Below are 20,107 nucleotides of genomic sequence, written 5' to 3' on the forward strand. Positions count from 1 at the left end.
GTTTGACAACGCCGACCACCGCGCGGGCGGGCAATGGGGTCAATTTGCCGAGATCGCGGTCAAGCGCGTGCTGACCCGCGACGGCAACAGCAGCTACCACATCAACAACCAGCCGGTGCGCCGCCGCGACGTGCAAGACGTGTTCTTGGGCACGGGTCTGGGGCCCCGTGCCTACGCCATCATCGGCCAAGGGACGATCAGCCGCATCATCGAGTCGCGCCCCGAAGAGCTGCGTTTGTTCCTGGAAGAGGCCGCAGGTGTCTCCAAATACAAAGAGCGCCGCCGCGAGACCGAAAACCGCCTGTCCGACACGCGCGAGAACCTGACCCGGGTGGACGACATCTTGCGCGAGTTGAATGCCAACCTGGAAAAGCTGGAAAAACAGGCCGAAGTGGCGCAGCGCCACAACAACTTGCAGGCCGACAGCAGCTTGAAACAGCACCAGCTGTGGTTTTTAAAGCGCCGTGACGCCGAGACCGACCAAGGCCGCATGAAGGCCGATGTCGACCAGGCCGTGAATGCGCTGGAGTCGCGCATGGCCGATCTACGGCATGTGGAGGCCGACCTGGAGACCATCCGCCAGGCGCATTACGCGGCGGGCGACCATGTCAACCAGGCCCAAGGCGCTTTGTACGAGGTCAGCGCCGAAGTGGGGCGGCTGGAAGCCGAAATCCGCTTCGTGGTGGAAGGCCGCCAGCGCGCCGAGCAGCGCTTGCAGCAGCTGGTGGAACAAACCGCCCAGTGGGGCACGCGCAGCCAAGATGCGCAGGCCGAGCTCGAAACCCTGGCCGAGCAAGCGGCCATGGCCGAGGACCAGAGCATGACGCTGGCCGCGCAGGTGGAAGACCAGGCCAACGCCCTGCCCGATTTGGAAGAGGCCCTGCGCAAAGCCCAAAACGATGCCAACGCGCAACGCGCGGGTGTTGTGCAGGTGCAGCAGCAAATTGGGGTGTTGGCCGCAGACCAGCGCAACGTCGAAGAGCAATCCCGGCAATTGGACAGCCGCCGCGAGCGCTTGCTGAGCGACCGCAATGCTTTGGCCGCGCCCGATGAGGCCCGCCTGAGCGACTTGTTAGCCCAACAAGCTGAGGCCGAGGCCTTGTCGGCCGAGTCCGAAGCCCGTTTGCAAGACCTGCAAGAACAAGTGCCCGCGCTGGACGAAGACCGCCGCTCGCGCCAAACCGCGGTGAACCAAGAGTCGTCGAAACGCGCTGAGTTGAGCGCCCGCATGGAGGCCCTCAAGGCCTTGCAAGAGAAGGTGCGCACCGACGGCAAGCTCAAGCCCTGGCTGGCCAAGCACGGCATGGACGGCCTAGAAGGCCTGTGGAGCCGCATCCACATCGAACCGGGCTGGGAAAACGCTTTGGAGTCGGCCCTGCGCGAGCGCCTGTCGGCCTTGGAGGTCTCGCGCCTGGACATGGTGCGGGCCTTTGCCAGCGACGCACCGCCTGCCAAACTGAGTTTTTTCAGCCCTCCTTTGGCACGCCAAGGCACGCCGCGCACCGGCGTGCCTGCGGCTTGCAAGCCCTTGGCCGACTGGCTGCGCGTGCACGACGCCGGTCTGTTGGCTTTGCTCGCCGATTGGCTGCAAGGCTGCTACACCGCGCCCAGCCTCGAAGACGCGCTGGCTTGGCGCAACCAGCTGCAAGCGGGCGAAACCCTGTTGGTGCAGGCTGGCCATGCGGTTCAACTCAACAGCGTGGTGTTTTACGCGCCTGACTCCGAGCAAGCCGGTTTGCTGGGCCGCGCCCAAGAGATTGAGAACCTGGACAAGCAGCTGCGTGCGCAAACCTTGATCGCTGAAGAAAGCCGCAGCGCCTTGGTGCGGGCCGAGGCGGCCTATGCCGATGCCTCGCAGCGCTTGATGACAGTGCGCCGCGAAGCCAGTGAAAGCCAGTCGCGCACGCACGCATTGCAGGTCGAGACCCTGCGCCTGTCGCAGCTGGTGGCGCAAACCCGCGCCCGCAGTGCGCAAATCGACAACGACCTGACCGAGCTCGAGGCCTTGCTCGATGAGCTGCAAGAGCGCCGCGTCACCGCCGAAGCCCGCTTTGAAGAGCTGGACATGCAGCTGGCCGACACGCAAGAGCGGCATGCGCAATTGGACGAGCGCGTGATCGAGGCCGAGCGCCAACTGGCCGAATGCCGTGAACAGCAGCGCAGCTTGGAGCGGCGCGCCCAAGAAGCCCAGTTCTCGCAGCGCAGCCTGGATGCCCGGCGCGCCGAACTCAAGCGCAGCATCGAGACGGCGCAGCAACAAGTCACCAGCACCGAGGCCGAAACCCAGCGTGCGCGCGACGAACTCGGTCGCCTGACCGATGCCGCCGCCCAGGCCGGTTTGCAAAATGTGCTGGCCCTCAAACTCGAACGTGAGCAAGCCTTGGGTGCCAGCCGCAGCGCCTACGACGACCTGACCGCCAAACTGCGCGCCAGCGACGAGCGCCGTGTGGGCTTTGAGCGTGAACTCGAGCCGCTGCGCCAGCGCATCACCGACTTGCAGCTCAAAGAACAAGCTGCCCGGCTGGGTCTGGAGCAATACACCCAGCTGTTGGCCGATGCGCAAGCCGATCTGCAAGCCGTGGCGCAATCCATTGAGGCAGGCCAGGTGCGCGTGACGGGTCTGCAAGGCGAGATCGAGCGCATCCACCGCGAGATCACGGCCTTGGGGCCTGTCAACCTGGCTGCGCTGGAAGAGCTGAGCACCTCGCGCGAGCGCAAGCTCTTCTTGGACGCGCAGTGCGCCGACCTGACCGATGCCATGACCACGCTGGAAGATGCGATCAAAAAAATCGACGCCGAAACCCGCGAGCTGCTGGGCGGCACTTTCAACATCGTCAACGAGCACTTCAGCCGCATGTTCCCCGAGTTGTTTGGCGGCGGCAATGCCCGCTTGGTCATGACCGGGGACGAAATTTTGGACGCAGGCGTGCAGGTCTTGGCCCAGCCGCCGGGCAAGAAAAACCAGACCATCCATTTGCTCTCGGGCGGTGAAAAAGCCCTGACCGCGATCGCCTTGGTGTTCGCGATTTTTCAGCTCAATCCGGCCCCGTTTTGCTTGCTCGACGAGGTGGACGCGCCGCTGGACGACGCCAACACCGAGCGCTATGCCAAGCTGGTCAAGGGCATGGGCAAGGAGACCCAGTTCCTGTTCATCAGCCACAACAAAATCGCCATGGAAATGGCCGAGCAGTTGATCGGCGTGACCATGCAAGAGCAGGGCGTTTCACGCATCGTGGCCGTGGACATGGAGTCTGCGGTGTCATTGGCCGACATGGCTTGAGGAAAATATGTTGGATTCATTCAGTTCATTGCAATTGAGTTTGGCGGCCATTGGGGCGCTGACGGTGGCCGCGGTGTTGGTTTACAACCACTGGACATCGCGCAAAAACGAGCCGCGCCAAGCCGACCCCCACCGCGAACCGGTGTCGCTCAACATCGAGCCGGTGCTCGATGGCGATTTGTCGGCTGTCAACGGGAACATGCCGACCTCGGCGCAAGAGCCGGTCTTGCAACAAGGCTTTGCCCATCTGAGCCAACCCGAACGCAAAACCCAACTCGATGCCTTGATCGACGTGATCGCCCTGATCGAGCTTGACCATGTGGTCTCGGGAGATGCCGCCATGGCCGCCATGCCCAGCACGCGGCGTGTGGGCACCAAACTCTTTTCTGTGCAAGGCTGTGCGCAGGATACCGGGCTTTGGGAGGCCGTGGCCCCCTCGCGGCGGTACACGGCTTTTCAAGCGGGCGTGCAGTTGGCCAACCGGGTGGGCGCACTCAACAACATTGAGTTTTCTGAGTTCGTGGTTAAAACCCAGGCCTTTGCAGACGCCGTGGGCGGCACGCCCAGCTTCAGCGACATGATCGAAGAAGTTGCCCGTGCCCGCGAACTTGACCAATTTGCCAATGCGCACGACGCGCAACTGAGCTTCACTTTGTGCGCTCGCACGGCCGCTTGGAGCCCTGGCTACATCCAGCAACATGCTGCCCGTTTGGGCTTTGTGCCTGGCGCAATTGCGGGTCGTATGGTTTTGCCATCGGCGGTGCACGGTTTGCCTGCGCTGCTTGCACTCACCTTTGACACGCATGCTGCGCTGGCCGATGACCCCGCCTTGACGGCCATCCGCTCGGTTGTGCTCAGCCTAGACGTACCGCAGACCGCGCGTGATGAGCAGCCTTATGTGCGATTGCGCGATGCCTCCCGTCAGTTGGCAACGCAGATGGACGGCTTGGTGACCGATGGCCAAGGCCAGGTCTTGAGCGAGGCCGCGCAGGACCAAATTGGCCTTGACCTGCAACAACTGTATGCGGCGCTCGAAGCCCGCGAGCTGCCAGCGGGCTCGCCCCAGGCGCGACGTTTGTTCTCTTGAGCGGGGCAGGTGCTGCTGTGAGCCCAGACCCATCAGACCTCTTGGGTCCAGTGTTGGCTGCGCCCACACCACCCGAAAACGCTTTGGCAGCCCGCCACGCAGCGACCCCAGTTGCACGAGCGCAAACCCTGAGGTCTGAGTTGCACCGCTTGGCCCATGCCTATCACACGCTCGACAACCCGGAAGTGCCCGACGCTGAATACGACCGCCTGTTTCGCGAACTGCAGGCGCTGGAGGCGGCGCACCCCGAGCTGCTCAGCCCCGATTCACCCACTCAAAGGGTGGGCGGTGCGGTGCTGGACGCATTCGCCCAGGTCAAGCACCGTGTGCCCATGCTCAGCATACGCACCGAAACCGACACCGAGGCCAGCGGGGCCGAGGCTTTTGACACCCGCATCCGCAAAGAGCTGGGTCTGACCGATACCGACCCGGCAGTGTCTTATGTGGGTGAGCTCAAATTTGATGGCCTGGCCATGAGCCTGCGCTACGAAAACGGCGTGCTGGTGCAGGCCGCCACCCGGGGCGATGGCGAGACCGGCGAGGAGGTCACCGCCAACATCCGCACCATTGGGCAAATCCCACTGCGCTTGCCCGCCGATGCGCCACTCGTGCTGGAGGTGCGCGGCGAGGTCTACATGCGGCGCGACGACTTCGAAGCACTCAACGAACGCCAACGCCAACGCATTGCCGCTGGCACCAAGGGCGAGAAAACCTTTGTCAACCCGCGCAATGCTGCGGCCGGTGCGGTGCGCCAACTCGACTCGGGCATTGCCGCCGAAAGGCCGCTCAGCTTTTTTGCCTATGGCCTGGGCGACATCACCCCGTCAGCCGAAGGTGGACCAGCTTGGGACACGCACCATGAATTGCTGATGCAGCTCAAGGCCTGGGGCTTTCCGGTGGCCGAGCAAACGTCTTGCGTTCAAGGGGCTGCCGGTCTGGTGTCTTTTCACCGGCGCATCGCGGCCGAACGCGATGCTTTGCCGTACGACATCGACGGCGTGGTGTACAAGCTCAACGATCTGGCGCAACAGGCCCGCCTGGGTTTTGTGAGCCGCGAGCCGCGTTGGGCTGTGGCGCACAAGTATCCGGCACAAGAAGAGATGACCACCGTGCAGGCCATCGACGTGCAGGTGGGCCGCACCGGCAAGCTCACGCCCGTGGCCAAGCTGAGCCCGGTGTTTGTGGGCGGTGTCACGGTGACCAACGCCACGCTGCACAACGAATTCGAAGCGCGCCGCAAAGACGTGCGGGTGGGCGACACCGTCATCGTGCGCCGGGCCGGCGACGTGATCCCGGAGGTGGTGTCGGTGGTCATGGAGCGCAGGCCGCCCGGTGCGCCGCAGTTCACCATGACGAGCCATTGCCCCGTGTGCGGCAGCTTGGCCGAGCGGGAAGAGGGCGAGGCCGACCACCGCTGCACCGGCGGTCTGTTTTGCAGCGCCCAGCGCAAGCAGGCCATCTGGCACTTTGCGCACCGCCGCGCCATGGACGTGGACGGTCTGGGCGACAAATTGGTGGACCAGTTGGTCGATTCAGGCCAGGTCAAAACCCTGGCAGACCTGTACCACCTGAAGCTGGACGCCTTGGCGGGCATGGACCGCATGGCCGAAAAATCGGCCGTGAACCTGCTCGAAGCGCTGGAAAAGTCCAAAACCACCACGCTGGGCCGCTTTGTGTTCAGTTTGGGCATTCGCCATGTGGGCGAGGCCACGGCCAAAGAACTGGCCCGGCATTTTGGGCAACTGGGTGCCATCATGGTCGCCAGCGAAGACGCGCTGCTTCAGGTGCCCGATGTGGGGCCGGTGGTGGCGCACAGCATGCGCACGTTTTTTGACCAAGTTCACAACCGCGAAGTGGTGCAGGCCCTGCGCGATGCGGGTGTCAGCTGGCCAGAAGGCGATGCCTTGGCCCCGACCGAGATGCCGTTGTCAGGCGTCACCGTGGTGCTGACCGGCAGTTTGGCCAGCATGGGCCGCGACGAAGCCAAAGAAAAGCTCGAAGCCCTGGGGGCCAAGGTGGCCGGCTCGGTCAGCAAAAAAACCCACTACGTGGTGGCCGGGTCGGACGCGGGCAGCAAACTCGACAAGGCCCAAGCCTTGGGTGTGCCGGTGCTGGACGACGCGGGCTTGGCCCTGCTGCTGACGGGTCAAAAGCCTTGAAGATGTCAAGCCCCAAGCCGGGGTCTGAGCCTCAGTCGTCTTCTGCCGCGCTGATCTCGGGGAACAAGACCTCGGTGAAGCCAAAGCGCGTGAAGTCGCGCACCCGCATGGGGTAGAGCTTGCCCACCAAGTGGTCGCATTCGTGCTGCACCACCCGGGCATGAAAGCCATCCACCGTGCGGTCTATGGCTGCGCCTTTTTCATCGAAGCCGGTGTAGCGGATGCGCGACCAGCGTGGCACCACACCGCGCAAGCCGGGCACCGACAGGCAGCCTTCCCAGTCTTCCTCTTCCTCAGGCCCCAAGGGCGTGATCACTGGGTTGATCAGCACCGTGCGCGGCACCACCGGCCTGCCGGGGTAACGCGGGTTCACCACCGTGCTGCCGAAAATCACCAATTGCAGGTTCACGCCGATTTGCGGTGCGGCCAAGCCCGCGCCATGCACGGCCGCCATGGTGTCGTGCAAATCGGCCAGCAAGCGGTGTAACTCGGGGGTGTCAAAAGCCGTCACAGTTTGGGCTGTACGCAGCAAACGCGGGTCGCCCATTTTGAGTATTTCTCGAACCGCCATAGCGATAGCCTCCACCAAAGAGTTAAAAAAAGCCCACGCGTCTGAACGAGAAAATGCGGCCAAGCAAGCCGCGCTGGCTTCTTGGGGCGAGCGCAAAAGGCCGTACCTCAGCGCCTAGTCAAGCATGGCGGGAACCCCGATATTGTCAGGCCTGTAGGGCTTGCAGCTGCGGGGCCACTTGTTCAAGCGACAATCAGCCCTATGCAAAACCTCCCCCACCTTGACGCGGTGTTGCAAGCTTGCTTGGCCGATCGCAGTGTGACAAAGGCTGCTGCACTGTTGAGCCTGGTGCGCACCGCCGTGTCGCGAACCTTGCATGACCATGCCCGCATTTTTGCCGACAGGGCATTGCGCTTATCCGAGTTGCTCGGCACCCGTGCCCAGTTGTGCTTGGGCTTGAAAAGTGCCTGCGATGTTTGGCACACCAAGCAGCAAGCGCGCACCGTGGTCCAGCCTGTGGCTTTGAAAGTCACGCATGCTTGAGAGCGCCTCGCCCAATGGGGCGGCCATTTGGCAGGGCCTGGATGCCGAGGTCTTGGATTTTTTGAAATCAGCGGTGCAGGCCATGCCGGACAGCGACTTGGTGGCTTGCGCCAAAAAGATGCCCGAGCTGATGCAGGGGCTCAGGCAAGACAAACCCAACACCGATTTGTTGCGTCAGAGGGTCTTGGCCAAAATGCAGCTCAAGACGCTGCCGCCATTGATTTTGGAGTTGCTCAGAAGCGCCAGTTTGTCGGAGTCTTTGGTTTCTGTGCTGAGCGACAAAGCGATCGAGCAAGGTTTGTCGGCCTTGATGTCGCACTTTGGCCGGGTGCCTGTGCTTGCGGCCATGTGGCTTGATGAGCGCGGGTCGGTGCGGTCTTTGGCCCAGGCGTGTAGCGAGCCCGGCAGCCCCGCCCATGCCAAAGCCAAGGCCAGCAAAAGCAAGACCGAGGAGAGCTTCAAACAGCGTTTCAAGCCTATGCTGACCTTGCTGCAGCCCGTGCTGGCGGATCTGCCCTACGAGCTGCCCACACCCCGTGCCCACGTGCGCCAACTGCCAGCGGCTGCCTCAGCGCAAAGCCCAAGCCGCGAGCAGGTGGCGCGCGAGATCCGGGTCAGTGCGCCGTTCAAAGAAGTGCTGCGAGAGCGCAATGCTTTGCAGGAAGAGCGCGATGGCTTGCTGCGCCTGCGTGACAAGTTGAGCCATGAGGTGCAGGCGTTTGGCGAACAACTCAAGGCCGCGCGTGCGCGTCTGGCCGAGGTGGAGGCCGATTGGCGCTTGCGGGTGGCGCGCGGCATTGCCGATGGGCTGAACAAACGCATGGCCCCATGGCTCAAGGCCAGCGAGGCGCTGGCCTTGCCCATGGCAGACCCGGCCGATCCGCTCGAGCGAGCCAGGCGCACGCTGGCGCGGCAGTCGCAAGAGGACTTGCGTTTTGGCACACGCAGCCTTGTGGGCGAGCAACTGGCCGAGGCCCAGCGTTTGCTGGCCGCACTGAGAGACGCGCAGCTGGAGGCTTTGCGGCCCTTGCCGCAGTTGGGCCAGGAGCAGCGTGCACTGGCTTCCCACATTGAGGCTTTGCAGGCGCGCTTGCTGCAACACTCGATCCAACCGAGGCAGCAACCCGTGCGGCAATTGGCGCAGGCGCTGCTGGCGGTTCACAACATGGACGAGCTGCACGAGACAAAGCGCCAAGTCGAGCGCAGCATGCTGGCCGAAGCTTGGAGCATGGCCATGTGCCAGCAGGCCTATGAAGTGCTGGACCGGCGGGCGATGCAAATTTATGAGCTGCACCACTCGGGCGCCCAAGCGCACAAAGACGAGCATCCGCCGGTCACGCCCAAACAGCATTTTGAGCATGGGCTGCGCCAGGCACTGCCGATGCGCTTGATCATCGATGGGCACAACCTGTTGCCCAAACTCAAGCCCTTGATCGGGGCCGCGTATTTTTCTGAGGCGCAGGGGCCAAATGCCCGTGCGCGGGCTTTGCTGATTGAGCGCGTGCGCTGGTTGACCGAGCTGCACCCTTTGCTGTGCGCCGACATCGTGTTCGATGGCCCCGATGACCAGCATTGGAGCGAGACTGAAAGCCTGCGGGTTTGTTTTTCTGGCGGCCAAGGCAGTGACCGGGCCGACGGGCGCATTTTGGAGCTGCTGCAAGCCCAGCGCTACCAAGATCAAGGTGAGCTGCGCGCAGCGGCGCTGTGTTTTGTGGCCACCGAAGACCGGGATTTGCGCCTCCAATCTCAGGCCCTCAAGGCCCTGGTGGTTTCGCCCTTGGAGCTGTGGGCCATGCTCGATTGAGCTGAACACGGGGCATGGGTGCTGGCCAGTTTTCACCCGTTTTGGGGCCAGGGCGCTCAGCCAGGTTGGGCGCACACCGCCTCTTGCGCTTGCTGCAGCTTGTGTCGCCTTGGCAAGGGGCTTTGCTGCAGCCATTGGTGAATGTCTTGCAACACTTCGCGGGCTTGCAGTTGGCGCGTCAAAAGGTGCCAGCCCTCGGGGTAGACCACAAAGTCCAGCGCCGCAGGGGCAGGCGCTGTTGCGCGCAAGTGTGTCAACCAATCGCACACGGGCAGGGGCGGGATGATGCGGTCGCGCAAGCCATACAACACCAAGCTGCGCTGCGGCGGCAAGCTTCGCTGGCTTTGAGCGCGGCCCATGAGTTCGGTCACCCCGGCCAAGCTGCTGACGCGTGTGGCTTTGATGAACAGCGGGTCCCGGCCAAGCTGGCGTGAGACTTCAGGATCGTTGGTGGGGGTGATGCCCAAGGCTTGCGCCCCCCGGCCGGTGAAAGTCATGTTCGGGGCCACGGCATTCATGAATTGCAGGCTGAACCGCTGGTACCAAGGCATGCTTTTTGCGCCCCAAACGGCGGGGGCCTGCATCACCAGCTGATCGGCCTCCAGGCCCGGTGATTCGCTGGCTGTGAGCCACACCACAGCACCGCCCATGCTTTCACCCACCACCGTTAAGGGCAAGCCGGGGTGCCGCAGGCGCAGTTGCGCCGCAATATGGCGCAGGTCAGACAACAGGGTCTGGGTGCCAGGCCAAAGGCCGGGCTCGGGGTTGGCCCCAAAGCCGCGCTGGTCGTAGGCGTAGACCGTGGCGCTGAGCTGCGCCGCCAAGTGCTGTGCCAGTGGCTCAAAGGCTGTGCTGTAGTCATTGAAGCCGTGGACGCCCAGCACAATGTGCTGGGGTGAGGGCGTGGCCCAGACGCGTGCGGCAAGTCGTGCACCCGACACTTCAAAGTGCATCGGTGCTGCTGGCCAAATGTGGGCGGGCGCCATTCGGTCGGCTGCAACGGGCGGCTGCGTTTGCGAAGGCGGTGGCTTGGCCGCGCCACAGCCCACCAACAACAGGCACATGATCGGGCAGATCAGGGCTGGGCGAAAGGCCCTGCAAAGACAATGGGTGAAAGCGTGCAGGCTGCAGTTTTTCAAAGGATTGACCCAGTTGAGGTGGGGTGAAGTAGCCCATTGAGGGTGCGCTTTTCGCAGCTCAAGGGCTGCGCTTGCGAACTCAAAGGCCTTGCAGCTTGTGCAAGGCTGCGTGCAGGGTCTCGTCGGTCTTGGCGAAACAAAAGCGGATGACTTTTTGGTCAAAGCCGTTGCCGTAAAAGGCCGACAGGGGTATGGCTGCCACGCCAATGTCGGTGGTCAGCCATTGGCAAAAATCGGCCTCGCTCAGATTTTTTTCGGGCACCAAAAGGCCCGAGATGTCCACACACTGAAAGTAGGTGCCCTCGCTGGGCAGCAGCTTGAAATGGGTTGCTGCCAAGCCTGCGCGAAACAGGTCGCGCTTGCGCTGGTAAAAGGCGGGCAACTGCAGGTAAGGCGCGGGGTCTTGCATGTAGCGGGCCAGGGCATGCTGCATGGGTGTGTTCACGGTGAACACCATGAACTGGTGCACTTTGCGCAACTCGGCTGTGTAGGCGGCAGGTGCAGCCACGGTGCCCACTTTCCAGCCGGTCACATGGTAGGTTTTGCCAAAGCTCGAGACGATGAAGGCCCGGGCGGCCAAGCCATCAAAGTGTGCTGCACTCCAGTGCTGCAGGGGCGCATAAACCATGTGTTCGTAGACCTCATCGCTGATGAGCACGATGTCGGTGGGGGCCAAGATGTCTTGCAACTGGTGCATTTCTTCACGCGTCCAGACCATGCCACTGGGGTTGTGGGGGCTGTTGATCAAGATGGCGCGGGTACGGGGACCGATGGCGGCTTGGATTTGCTCAAAGTCTGGCCTGAAGCTGCCTGGGGTGAGGGGCACGCGCACCACGCGGCCGCCTGCCAGCTCAATGTTGGGCACGTAACTGTCGTAGCAGGGCTCGAGCACGATGACCTCGTCGCCGGGGTGCACGATGGCCAAAACGATGGCCAAGATGGCTTGGGTGGCCCCGGCGGTGACGGTGATTTCAGTGTTGGCGTTATAACGGCGGCCGTACAAAGCCTCGATCTTGGCGGCCACCGCTTCGCGCAGCGAAGCCACGCCGGGCATGGGCGGGTATTGGTTGTGGCCCTCGCGCATGGCTTGCCCAACCAAGTCGGTGAGCTGAGAGTCGCAGGCGAAGTCAGGAAAGCCTTGGCCCAGGTTGACGGCTTTTTTTTCAGCGGCCAAGGCCGACATGACGCTGAAGATGGTGGTGCCCATGTGGGGCGCTTTAGAGACAAGGGCGGGGCTGCTGGAGGTCATGTGCAAAGAGAGAAGGCAGGCTTTAGAGTTCGTAGTCGGTGACGTGGCCGTTCATGGCACGCGCGATCAGGGGGGCCGTGAGGCGGTCGCTCAGCAGTTCGGCAAATTGGTAGACAAATTGGCGCAAATAGGCCCCGCGTTTGAAGGCCACTCGGGCCACGTTCATGCCCAGCAGTTGACCCAAGGGGCGCACAGCCAAGTCTTTCACGGGATCGTCTTGCACGGCCATTTCGGCCACGATGCCGACGCCCAAGCCCAGTCGCACATAGGTTTTGATGACGTCTGAATCGATCGCCTCGAGGGCAATTCGAGGGGTGATCTTTTTCGCCGCAAAGGCTTGGTCAATGCGGCTGCGCCCGGTGAACGAGGGGTGGTAAGTGACCAGGGGTTCGTTCACCAAGTCGTCCAGCGAGAGGTGGCTTTTACGCGCCAAAGGGTGCTGCAGCGGCAGCACCAAAACGTGTTGCCATTCGTAGCAAGGCAGGGTCACCAAGTCCTCGTAAGACGACAGCGACTCGGTGGCGATGCCGATTTCGGCCGTGTCGTCCAGCAGCATTTTGGCCACTTGGTCGGGTGCGCCTTGGTGCAAGCTGATGTTGACTTTGGGGTATTTGTCGCGCAGTTTGGCCACGGGCACCGGCAGCACATAGCGCGCCTGGGTGTGGGTGGTGGCGATGGACAGGGTGCCGCTGTCTTGGGCGCTGTATTGCTCGCCGATTTTTTTGAGGTTGTTCACCTCACGCAGGATCAGCTCGATGCTGTGCAACACATGCTGGCCCGGCTCGGTGATGCGCTTGAGCCGTTTGCCGTGTCGGGCAAAAATGTCAATACCCAATTCTTCCTCTAACTCAATGATCGCTTTGGACACCCCGGGCTGCGAGGTGTGCAATGCTTTGGCGGTTTCGGTCAGGTTGAGGTTGCGGCGCGCGGCTTCTTGAACGAAACGAAATTGGTGCAGGTTCATGTGCTTATCGTTATATAGAAGAGCGGCATTATGCTTTAAATGCCTTTTTTAAGCAGGCCAGCCGCGATATCGGCCATGAGGGCGGTCATGGCGGGGTGTTCGCCAATGGCGGGCAAGAGTTCGAAGGACATTTGCGGGTAGGCTTGAACCAGTCCGTGCACCAGTTCTGGCAAGTCCTCACGGGCGTGTCGGCCCACGCCCAAAAACATGGGCACGATGCGCACATGGGCCACGCCTTGTTTCATGAGCGCCTCCACCGTGCTGGGCAGATCTGGCGCGGTCAGCTCTAAAAAAGCCACCGCCACAGGCAGGTCGGCTTGCTGCGCTTGCATGCGATGGGCCACCGCATCAATCGGCAAGCGCCACAGCGGGTCTCGCGAACCGTGGGCAAACAAAATCACGCCCTCAGGCCTTGTCTTGGCTTGTGTCATCGTCTTAAAACCATCCACCAAAAGGCCGCCAAAGAAATGGTGGTGTAAATCAGCGCAGGGGCAGCAGAGGTCAACAAAGGTTGCCAGTTTTGCAAATTGCCCACAAAACTGAACACGTTGTTGAGCAACGCAAAACTGATGCCTGCCAGAACGCCCCCAAAAACATGTCCGGCGATCTGGCCTGAGCGGAAGTGCAAATAAGCAAAAGGCAGGGCCAGCACCAACATGACCAAACAGCTCAAGGGGTAAAACACCTTGCGCCAAAACTCGATTTCGTAGCGCTGGGCATTTTGGTTGTTGGCCGACAAGTGGTTCATGTAGCTGAAAAGCTCCCAGGTGCTCATGCGGTCTGGGCTCAGCAATGCGGCGGCCACCATGTCGGTGCTGATGCCCGTGGGCCAAACTAGGCTGGCCAGCTTGGTGGCGCTGAATTGCGCGGGTTTGTCTGCGCTGGGCAAGAGGAGGAATTTGTCCTCCACCCCGCTCAGCAGCCATCGGCCAGCTTGGATGCTGGCTTGTTGCGCGGTGGTGATGCGCAGCAACTGGCCTTTGTCGTTGAAGGCGTGGATGCGCACTTCTTGCATTTGGTTGATGCCGTCAAAACGGCGCACGTTGACCGCGAACTGCTGGTTTTGTTGCTTCTCACGCAACCATGCACCGGTTTTACCCGTCGTCAATTGACCTTGAAACGGGGCTTTGATTTGCTGCGCCTGGCGCTCGGCCCAGGGCGCAGCATAGTCACCCAAATAGAAGGTGATGGCCACAAACACCAGCCCCAATTTGAGCAAGGCGCTCAGCGCCATCCACGGCTCCAGGCCGCCGGTGCGCAAAATGGTGAATTCGGAACTTTGCGCCAACCGCGCCATGACAAAGATGCTGCCAATCAAGACCGAGATGGGCAGCAGTTCGTACAGGTGATCGGGGGTTTTCAGGGCCACATACAGCAATGCGTGTTGCAGTTGGTAGCCTTGTGCTGCCAGGCGTGACAGGGATTGCAATTCATCGACCACGTCAAATAGCAAAAAGAGCGCCAAAAACCCCACAGCCACAAACAGCACGGCGCGGTTGATTTCGCCGTAGAGAAGGCGTCGAACAGTTCTCATGCCGTGGCCTCTTGCGCACGCGGCATGCTGGGCAGCAGCTGTCGCCAACCCCAATTCAAATGGCGCAAGCTCAGCCAAACCAAGGCCAAAACCAGCACGCCGCCGTGCAAGGCGAACGTAAAGGCCAAGGCGTCCATGCGGCCCGAGCCGACCCAGTTTTGGCCCACGGTGAGCACGTTGTAATAGGCCACAAACATGAGCAGCGCCAGAACCAACTGGTAACTGCGGCCCACGCGGGGATTGACGGCCGACAGCGCCAGAGCCAACAAAATCAGGTTGAAGGCGGTGAGCACCAGGCCGATGCGCCAAGTCAGCTCGGCCTTATTGACCGGCGTGGGTTGCTCGATCAATTGCCAGGTGGTGCTTTGGCGGCTGTTGCGTGTTGCGTTGATCGGCACCTGGTTGGTGTCAATCAGCAATTGGTAGCGTGCAAACTGGGTCAAGCGGGTCTCGCCTGTGGACAGGTCGGTGAGCCATTGCTGGCCATTTTCTAAAAACAAAAAGCGGTCAGAGCCCAGCAACTCAACCCGGCCTTTGGAGGCGGTGGTCACACTCTCCAAGGAACCCTCGCGGCTGGACACAAACACATTGTTGCCCGAGCGCTCGCCGGGGCTGTCTTTGTCGATGAAAAACACGCGGTTGCCCCCCGCCGACTCTTGAAACTGGCCGGGTGCAATGCGCTCAACGTCGTTGCGCTTTTCAAAACGCTCCCGCAGGTCTTGAATTTGTTGGTTGCTCCATGGCCAGATCACCAGGGCCAACAGGGCGATGACCAGCAAAATAGGCCAAGCAAAGCGCAACATGGGTTGAATGAATTGCACCAAGCCTTGGCCGCTGGAAAACCAAATCACCATTTCACTGTCCATGTACATGCGCGACAAACTGGCCACGCAGGCGATAAAAAGGCTCAAGGTGATGATGGTGGTCATCTGCCCCAACACGTTCAAACCCATGATCAGCATCACTTCTGAAGGGTTGACGCTGCCACGGCTGGCTTGGCCCAAGGTTCGGATCAAGATGATGGTCATGACGATGGTCACCAGCACCACCAGCGAGGCACCAAAATTTCGCGCAAGCTCTTTGCGTAATGAGGAATGGAATAACATTGGCAAAACAGGAAAAGATGGATTATGAACTTCGAAATCGAAAAACTTTCTCTCGCGCAAGCGGTTCAGGTGTCCGCCGATGCCTTGCTCGTTTTGTGGCCCAGTGCCACCTTGCCCAAGCCGTTGGCGCACGACCCGGTCTCACGCTGGGTGGCTACCGCCATCGAGCAAGGTGATTTTGAGCTCAAAGCGGGCGCCGTGTTGACGCTGTACAGCCAGTCCGGGATTGCACCACGCCATTTGCTTGTGGCCTGTACAGGCGACAACCAAGCCTCTCAAATTCGCAGCGCGGTGCTGGCGGCTTGGGGCGCCATCAAGGCGTCCAAGATCAAGCGCTTGAGCTTGCACCTGGTGGGCGATGCTGCGCCGCAAGGCGTGCTCTTGGCTTTGTCCAGCTTGGCGGAAGCCTCTTACAGTTACACCACCACATTGAGCAAGCCCAAGCCGCGCACACTCAAACATGTGCAAGTCAGCACCGAAAGCGCCAGCCCCAGCGTGACCCAAGCCGTGGCACAGGCGCAGGCGCTGGTGGCCGGGGTGGAGCTGGCCAAAGAATGGGCCAACCGACCTGCCAACCACGCCACACCCACACATTTGGCTCAAGTGGCCAAATCGGTGGCCAGCGGGCGCGCTTTCAAGTGCGAGGTGCTGGGCCCCAAAGAGGTGGCCAAGCTGGGCATGGGCGCTTTCTTGGCCGTGGCCCAGGGTTCGGCCGAGCCGCTGCGCTTCATTGTGATGCGCTACAACGGTGCTGCCGCCTCGCAGGCCCCCGTGGTGCTGGTGGGCAAGGGCATCACTTTTGACACGGGCGGTATCTCCATCAAGCCAGCTGCCGAGATGGACGAGATGAAATACGACATGGGTGGCGCTGCCAGTGTGCTCGGTGTTTTCAAGGCGCTGGGCGAGCTGCGGCCTGCCATCAATGTGGTCGGCTTGATCCCGGCCACTGAAAACATGCCCGATGGCTTGGCTGTCAAGCCAGGCGATGTGGTCACCAGCATGAGCGGCCAGACCATAGAGATTTTGAACACCGATGCCGAAGGTCGCTTGGTGTTGTGCGATGCCTTGACCTATGCTGAGCGCTTCAAGCCGCAAGCCGTGATCGACATCGCCACCCTCACAGGAGCCTGCGTGATCGCGCTGGGCGCGGTGCGCACGGGCTTGTTTTCCAGCGACGACGCCTTGGCATTGCAGTTGCAAAATGCGGGCGAGGCGTCGGGCGATACCTGCTGGCGCATGCCTTTGGACGATGACTATGCCGATGCCCTGAAGTCGCGTTTTGCCGATGTGGCCAACGTGGGCGGCAGAGCGGCGGGGGCGGTCACTGCTGCCAAGTTTTTGCAACGCTTTGCCAGCCGCTTTGCTTGGGCGCATCTGGACATTGCCGGCACCGCTTGGCGCAGCGGTGCGGCCAAGGGTGCCACGGGACGGCCTGTGGGCTTGTTGCTGCAGTATTTGATGCGCTTGGCCCAATCGCCTGTGGCGACAGCTTCCAAAACCAAAAAAACCGTCACACCCGCGCAAGCCACCCCAGCCAAGGCCCTCTTGGTGCGCAAGGCCTGATGCTTGAAAACGGGCTTGAAGTTGGGCCAAGGACTTGATCTGACGTGATGACACGCATCGAATTTCACTTCAACATGGCCGAGCGATGGGTTTACACCTGCCGCTTGCTGCGCAAAATCAGGTCGCAAGACATGCGCATTGCGGTGATGGGCGCGCCCGCTTCGCTGGTGCAGTTGGGTGCTGAGCTTTGGGCTTTTCAAGACAGCTCTTTTTTGCCCCACTGCAGCCCTGAAGACCCGCTCGAAGTCCGACAAGCCTCGCCGATTGGCTTGGGCCCCGACCCCCATGTGTGGGGTTTTGACGAGGTCTTGGTCAACTTGGGCGACGAGGTGCCTGAGGGGTTCGACCGGTTCAAGCGCTTGGTGGAGCTGGTCTCCAACGATGACCACGGTCGCGCCCAAGCCCGCTTGCGTTGGAAGCACTACAAAAGCCTGGGATACGAACTTTTGCAATACGATCAGACCCAGAGCGCCGAACCATGACAGCACCCCATTCAAATGCACCGGTCAACCCCGCATGGGTCGCCCTCATCCCCACCCTGACCCAGAACATGGTGATGCACGAGGTGCCCGAGGCGGTGCGCCTGGCCTTGAACGCCCGCGCCACCGAGAAAAAAGCCCTGTTGGCCATGTCAGACGAGTTGGTGAACCAACTTCGCCCTGAAATCGAGCGCTTGACCGCCGATTTGGTGCAGCGCGCCTTGGCCGGGGTTTGGGAAAAACGGGCCCGAAACCCAGGCGATGGCCCGCTTTGAGGTGCTTAAATTCAATAATTTTGGTTTTCCCTTAGCCCTAAGTCACTGTTTTTGCAGTATCTTCATGGCTTGCTTAATTGAAGCAAATTAATTTCTTCGGAGTTTTCATGAAAATCATTGGTTCACGTTCATTGACTTTGGTGTCTGTCGCTGTTGCGGCAGTGGTGTTGGCGGCCTGCGGCAAAAAAGAAGCCGTATCCAATGAGGTGTTGGTCAAAATCGGCCATGTTGGCCCCATCAGCGGTGCCATTGCGCACTTGGGCAAAGACAACGAAAACGGTGCCCGCATGGCCATCGAAGAGCTCAATGCCGCCGGCCTCAAGATGGGTGACAAAACGGTCAAATTTGAGTTGTTGACTGAGGATGACGCCGCCGACCCCAAGCAGGGCACGGCCGCCGCTCAAAAGTTGGTTGATGCCAAGGTCAACGGCGTGATTGGTCACCTCAACTCAGGCACCACCATCCCGGCCTCGCAAATTTACAACACTGCAGGCATCCCTCAAATTTCACCGTCGGCCACCAACCCCAAGTACACCCGCCAAGGTTACGCAGGTGTCTTCCGTGTGGTGGCTGACGATGTGCACCTCGGTGGCACTTTGGGCAAGTACGCTGTTGAAACCCTCAAAGGTCAAAGCATTGCGGTCATCGATGACCGCACCGCTTACGGTCAAGGCGTGGCCGAAGAATTCAAAAAGGCGGTCACCGAGGCTGGTGGCACCATCGTGGGCCACGAGTTCACCACCGACAAGTCTTCCGACTTCAACGCCATCTTGACCACCTTGAAGGCGAAAAGTCCAGATGTGCTGTTCTTTGGCGGCATGGACGCTGTGGCCGGTCCCATGCTGCGCCAGATGAAATCTTTGGGCATCGAAGCCAAGTTCATGGGTGGCGACGGCATTTGCACCTCTGAATTGATCAAATTGGCGGGCGACGCCATGCGTGACGAAGGTGTGGTCTGTGCCGAAGCAGGCGGTGTCGAAGGCGAACAAAAAGTGGGCATGGACAAGTTCCGTGCTGACTTCAAAGCCAAGTACAACGCCGACGTGCAGGTCTACGCGCCTTACGTTTATGACGCTGTCAAGGTGATGGCCACAGCCATGGTCAATGCCGGCTCTTCAGACCCTGCCAAGTACTTGCCTGCGCTGAAAAGCATCAGCTACAAAGGCGTGACCGGCGACATTTCATTCGATGAAAAGGGCGACATCAAAAATGGCGCTTTGACCCTGTACACCTTCAAAGGTGGCGAGCGTTCACAGATTGCTGTGGTCCGCTGAAGGGCATCCGCCCCCAGATTTCGGGGGCTTGTTTCTTGCCGTGGTTCTGGCCACAGAGAGAAATCAAGCAACAAAAAAGCCTGCACATGTGCAGGCTTTTTGGGTTTTGGCGGAGCAGGCGGGATTCGAACCCGCGGTGGGCTATGAACCCACACACGCTTTCCAGGCGTGCGACTTAAACCACTCATCCACCGCTCCGAAGTGGGCTATTGTAGCAGCGGAAAAATCGCCAATTCGGGCAAGCTGAGCGCTGCAGGAGCACACTGCAAGCGCACCGTGTCACACAGCCACCGTATGCTGCGCTCAAGGTTTTTGCTTGAAATGTGATGTGCGTCGTTTCCGGAGGGCTTTTTGTCCTTAAACTTCGCCACTGTCAAAACCTTTCTTTTCTCTCTCTCTTTGGCGCACAGCCCGGACAGCCCATGAAATTTCGTTTCCCCATCGTCATCATTGACGAAGATTACCGCTCTGAAAACAGCTCAGGGCTGGGCATTCGTGCATTGGCTGATGCCATCGTTGCCGAAGGCTTGGAGGTTTTGGGGGTGACCAGTTACGGCGATCTGTCGCAGTTTGCGCAGCAGCAAAGCCGTGCCAGTGCCTTCATTTTGTCCATCGACGACGAAGAGTTTTCGCCCGGCCCCGACCTGGACCCTGCGGTGATCAACTTGCGCGCCTTCATCGACGAGGTGCGCCGCAAAAACGCCGATGTGCCCATTTACATTTACGGCGAAACCAAAACCTCACGCCATTTGCCCAACGACATCTTGCGCGAGTTGCACGGCTTCATCCACATGTTCGAGGACACGCCCGAGTTTGTGGCGCGCCACATCATCCGCGAGGCCAAAAGTTATCTGGAGGGCGTGCAGCCGCCTTTCTTCAAGGCCTTGCTCGACTACGCCGAAGACGGTTCGTATTCGTGGCATTGTCCGGGGCATTCGGGCGGCGTGGCCTTTTTGAAAAGCCCCGTGGGCCAGATGTACCACCAGTTTTATGGCGAGAACATGCTGCGCGCCGACGTGTGCAATGCGGTGGAAGAACTGGGGCAGCTGCTCGACCACAACGGCGCCATTGGCGAAAGTGAGCGCAACGCCGCCCGCATTTTCAATGCCGACCACTGTTTCTTTGTGACCAACGGCACCA

General features: G+C 60.8%; 17 protein-coding genes and 1 tRNA gene. 10 read left to right on the forward strand and 8 right to left on the reverse strand.

Translation table 11 applies throughout. From position 1 onward, the window contains the following. The 3 genes from smc to ligA all read left to right on the forward strand — a co-directional run. On the forward strand, positions 1-3,280 hold a 3,280-nt coding region (gene smc, locus ACIQ39_RS11765; RefSeq protein WP_396434792.1), incomplete at its 5' end, for a chromosome segregation protein SMC. A 7-nt stretch (positions 3,281-3,287) separates the two neighbouring features. Continuing rightward, positions 3,288-4,367, forward strand: coding sequence for a cell division protein FtsZ (locus ACIQ39_RS11770; protein WP_396434793.1), 1,080 nt, complete (start codon positions 3,288-3,290; stop codon positions 4,365-4,367). A gap of 83 nt (positions 4,368-4,450) precedes the next feature. Further along, on the forward strand, positions 4,451-6,526 hold the full coding sequence (ligA, locus tag ACIQ39_RS11775; protein WP_396434806.1) for an NAD-dependent DNA ligase LigA: 2,076 nt from the start codon (positions 4,451-4,453) through the stop codon (positions 6,524-6,526). Positions 6,527-6,557: 31 nt separating this feature from the next. Here ligA and def read toward each other — a convergent pair whose 3' ends face one another. Beyond that, positions 6,558-7,097 carry a peptide deformylase gene (gene def, locus ACIQ39_RS11780; protein ID WP_396434807.1) on the reverse strand — a complete coding sequence of 180 codons (540 nt, stop codon included), beginning with the start codon at positions 7,095-7,097 and terminating at the stop codon, positions 6,558-6,560. Between the two features lie 201 nt (positions 7,098-7,298). On the opposite strand from def, the gene ACIQ39_RS11785 reads away from it, so the two are divergent. Together ACIQ39_RS11785 and ACIQ39_RS11790 are read left to right on the forward strand one after the other, a co-directional pair. Next, complete coding sequence (locus ACIQ39_RS11785) at positions 7,299-7,580, forward strand: hypothetical protein (RefSeq protein WP_396434794.1); 282 nt, start codon at positions 7,299-7,301, stop codon at positions 7,578-7,580. Beyond that, entirely contained in the window at positions 7,573-9,384 is a 1,812-nt protein-coding gene (locus ACIQ39_RS11790; RefSeq protein ID WP_396434795.1) for a hypothetical protein, read from the forward strand. Before ACIQ39_RS11785 ends, ACIQ39_RS11790 begins: the two co-directional genes overlap by 8 nt. A gap of 56 nt (positions 9,385-9,440) precedes the next feature. Here the strand turns inward: ACIQ39_RS11790 and ACIQ39_RS11795 are convergent, their stop codons facing one another. The 6 genes from ACIQ39_RS11795 to lptF form a co-directional block, all read right to left on the reverse strand. Continuing rightward, positions 9,441-10,370 carry an alpha/beta fold hydrolase gene (locus ACIQ39_RS11795; protein WP_396434796.1) on the reverse strand — a complete coding sequence of 310 codons (930 nt, stop codon included), beginning with the start codon at positions 10,368-10,370 and terminating at the stop codon, positions 9,441-9,443. A 232-nt stretch (positions 10,371-10,602) separates the two neighbouring features. Continuing rightward, positions 10,603-11,772 (reverse strand): pyridoxal phosphate-dependent aminotransferase, encoded by a 1,170-nt coding sequence (locus tag ACIQ39_RS11800; RefSeq protein ID WP_396434797.1) that lies wholly within the window; start codon positions 11,770-11,772, stop codon positions 10,603-10,605. Positions 11,773-11,794: 22 nt separating this feature from the next. Beyond that, complete coding sequence (locus ACIQ39_RS11805; protein ID WP_396434798.1) at positions 11,795-12,736, reverse strand: CysB family HTH-type transcriptional regulator; 942 nt, start codon at positions 12,734-12,736, stop codon at positions 11,795-11,797. Positions 12,737-12,771: 35 nt separating this feature from the next. Continuing rightward, on the reverse strand, positions 12,772-13,167 hold the full coding sequence (locus tag ACIQ39_RS11810; protein WP_396434799.1) for a sirohydrochlorin chelatase: 396 nt from the start codon (positions 13,165-13,167) through the stop codon (positions 12,772-12,774). Continuing rightward, positions 13,164-14,270, reverse strand: coding sequence for an LPS export ABC transporter permease LptG (lptG, locus tag ACIQ39_RS11815; protein WP_396434800.1), 1,107 nt, complete (start codon positions 14,268-14,270; stop codon positions 13,164-13,166). Before lptG ends, ACIQ39_RS11810 begins: the two co-directional genes overlap by 4 nt. Continuing rightward, positions 14,267-15,319, reverse strand: a complete 1,053-nt coding sequence (gene lptF, locus ACIQ39_RS11820) for an LPS export ABC transporter permease LptF (RefSeq protein WP_396434808.1) — start codon at positions 15,317-15,319, stop codon at positions 14,267-14,269. Before lptF ends, lptG begins: the two co-directional genes overlap by 4 nt. 81 nt (positions 15,320-15,400) lie before the next feature. Between lptF and ACIQ39_RS11825 the strand changes: the two genes are divergently transcribed. The 4 genes from ACIQ39_RS11825 to ACIQ39_RS11840 all read left to right on the forward strand — a co-directional run bounded on the left by ACIQ39_RS11825 (position 15,401) and on the right by ACIQ39_RS11840 (position 18,967). Further along, positions 15,401-16,939 carry a leucyl aminopeptidase gene (locus tag ACIQ39_RS11825; protein WP_396434801.1) on the forward strand — a complete coding sequence of 513 codons (1,539 nt, stop codon included), beginning with the start codon at positions 15,401-15,403 and terminating at the stop codon, positions 16,937-16,939. 47 nt (positions 16,940-16,986) lie between these two features. Continuing rightward, positions 16,987-17,421: a DNA polymerase III subunit chi gene (locus ACIQ39_RS11830; RefSeq protein ID WP_396434802.1), complete on the forward strand. Its 435-nt coding sequence runs from the start codon at positions 16,987-16,989 to the stop codon at positions 17,419-17,421. Further along, positions 17,418-17,693: a hypothetical protein gene (locus ACIQ39_RS11835; RefSeq protein ID WP_396434803.1), complete on the forward strand. Its 276-nt coding sequence runs from the start codon at positions 17,418-17,420 to the stop codon at positions 17,691-17,693. The genes ACIQ39_RS11830 and ACIQ39_RS11835 overlap by 4 nt, the downstream gene beginning before the upstream one ends. 107 nt (positions 17,694-17,800) lie before the next feature. Then, positions 17,801-18,967: a branched-chain amino acid ABC transporter substrate-binding protein gene (locus ACIQ39_RS11840; RefSeq protein ID WP_396434804.1), complete on the forward strand. Its 1,167-nt coding sequence runs from the start codon at positions 17,801-17,803 to the stop codon at positions 18,965-18,967. A 107-nt stretch (positions 18,968-19,074) separates the two neighbouring features. Here ACIQ39_RS11840 and ACIQ39_RS11845 read toward each other — a convergent pair. Beyond that, positions 19,075-19,165, reverse strand: a tRNA-Ser gene (locus ACIQ39_RS11845). Between the two features lie 224 nt (positions 19,166-19,389). Between ACIQ39_RS11845 and ACIQ39_RS11850 the strand changes: the two genes are divergently transcribed. After that, positions 19,390-20,107 (forward strand): Orn/Lys/Arg decarboxylase N-terminal domain-containing protein (locus tag ACIQ39_RS11850; RefSeq protein WP_396434805.1); only part of this gene is annotated, 718 nt, incomplete at its 3' end.

It is taken from the genome of Limnohabitans sp. (assembly GCF_044361645.1).
In the GTDB taxonomy this organism is placed as follows: Bacteria; Pseudomonadota; Gammaproteobacteria; order Burkholderiales; family Burkholderiaceae_C; genus Limnohabitans_A.

Bases quoted from the DNA above. Each gene is read 5' to 3' on its own strand.
- ACIQ39_RS11835 (WP_396434803.1), top strand. From the start codon at position 17,418: ATGACAGCACCCCATTCAAATGCACCGGTCAACCCCGCATGGGTCGCC.
- ACIQ39_RS11805 (WP_396434798.1), bottom strand. From the start codon at position 12,736: ATGAACCTGCACCAATTTCGTTTCGTTCAAGAAGCCGCGCGCCGCAAC.
- def (WP_396434807.1), bottom strand. From the start codon at position 7,097: ATGGCGGTTCGAGAAATACTCAAAATGGGCGACCCGCGTTTGCTGCGT.
- ACIQ39_RS11810 (WP_396434799.1), bottom strand. From the start codon at position 13,167: ATGACACAAGCCAAGACAAGGCCTGAGGGCGTGATTTTGTTTGCCCAC.
- ACIQ39_RS11795 (WP_396434796.1), bottom strand. From the start codon at position 10,370: ATGGCGCCCGCCCACATTTGGCCAGCAGCACCGATGCACTTTGAAGTG.
- ACIQ39_RS11840 (WP_396434804.1), top strand. From the start codon at position 17,801: ATGAAAATCATTGGTTCACGTTCATTGACTTTGGTGTCTGTCGCTGTT.
- ACIQ39_RS11785 (WP_396434794.1), top strand. From the start codon at position 7,299: ATGCAAAACCTCCCCCACCTTGACGCGGTGTTGCAAGCTTGCTTGGCC.
- ACIQ39_RS11790 (WP_396434795.1), top strand. From the start codon at position 7,573: ATGCTTGAGAGCGCCTCGCCCAATGGGGCGGCCATTTGGCAGGGCCTG.
- lptG (WP_396434800.1), bottom strand. From the start codon at position 14,270: ATGAGAACTGTTCGACGCCTTCTCTACGGCGAAATCAACCGCGCCGTG.
- ACIQ39_RS11830 (WP_396434802.1), top strand. From the start codon at position 16,987: ATGACACGCATCGAATTTCACTTCAACATGGCCGAGCGATGGGTTTAC.
- ACIQ39_RS11770 (WP_396434793.1), top strand. From the start codon at position 3,288: ATGTTGGATTCATTCAGTTCATTGCAATTGAGTTTGGCGGCCATTGGG.
- ACIQ39_RS11800 (WP_396434797.1), bottom strand. From the start codon at position 11,772: ATGACCTCCAGCAGCCCCGCCCTTGTCTCTAAAGCGCCCCACATGGGC.
- ACIQ39_RS11825 (WP_396434801.1), top strand. From the start codon at position 15,401: ATGAACTTCGAAATCGAAAAACTTTCTCTCGCGCAAGCGGTTCAGGTG.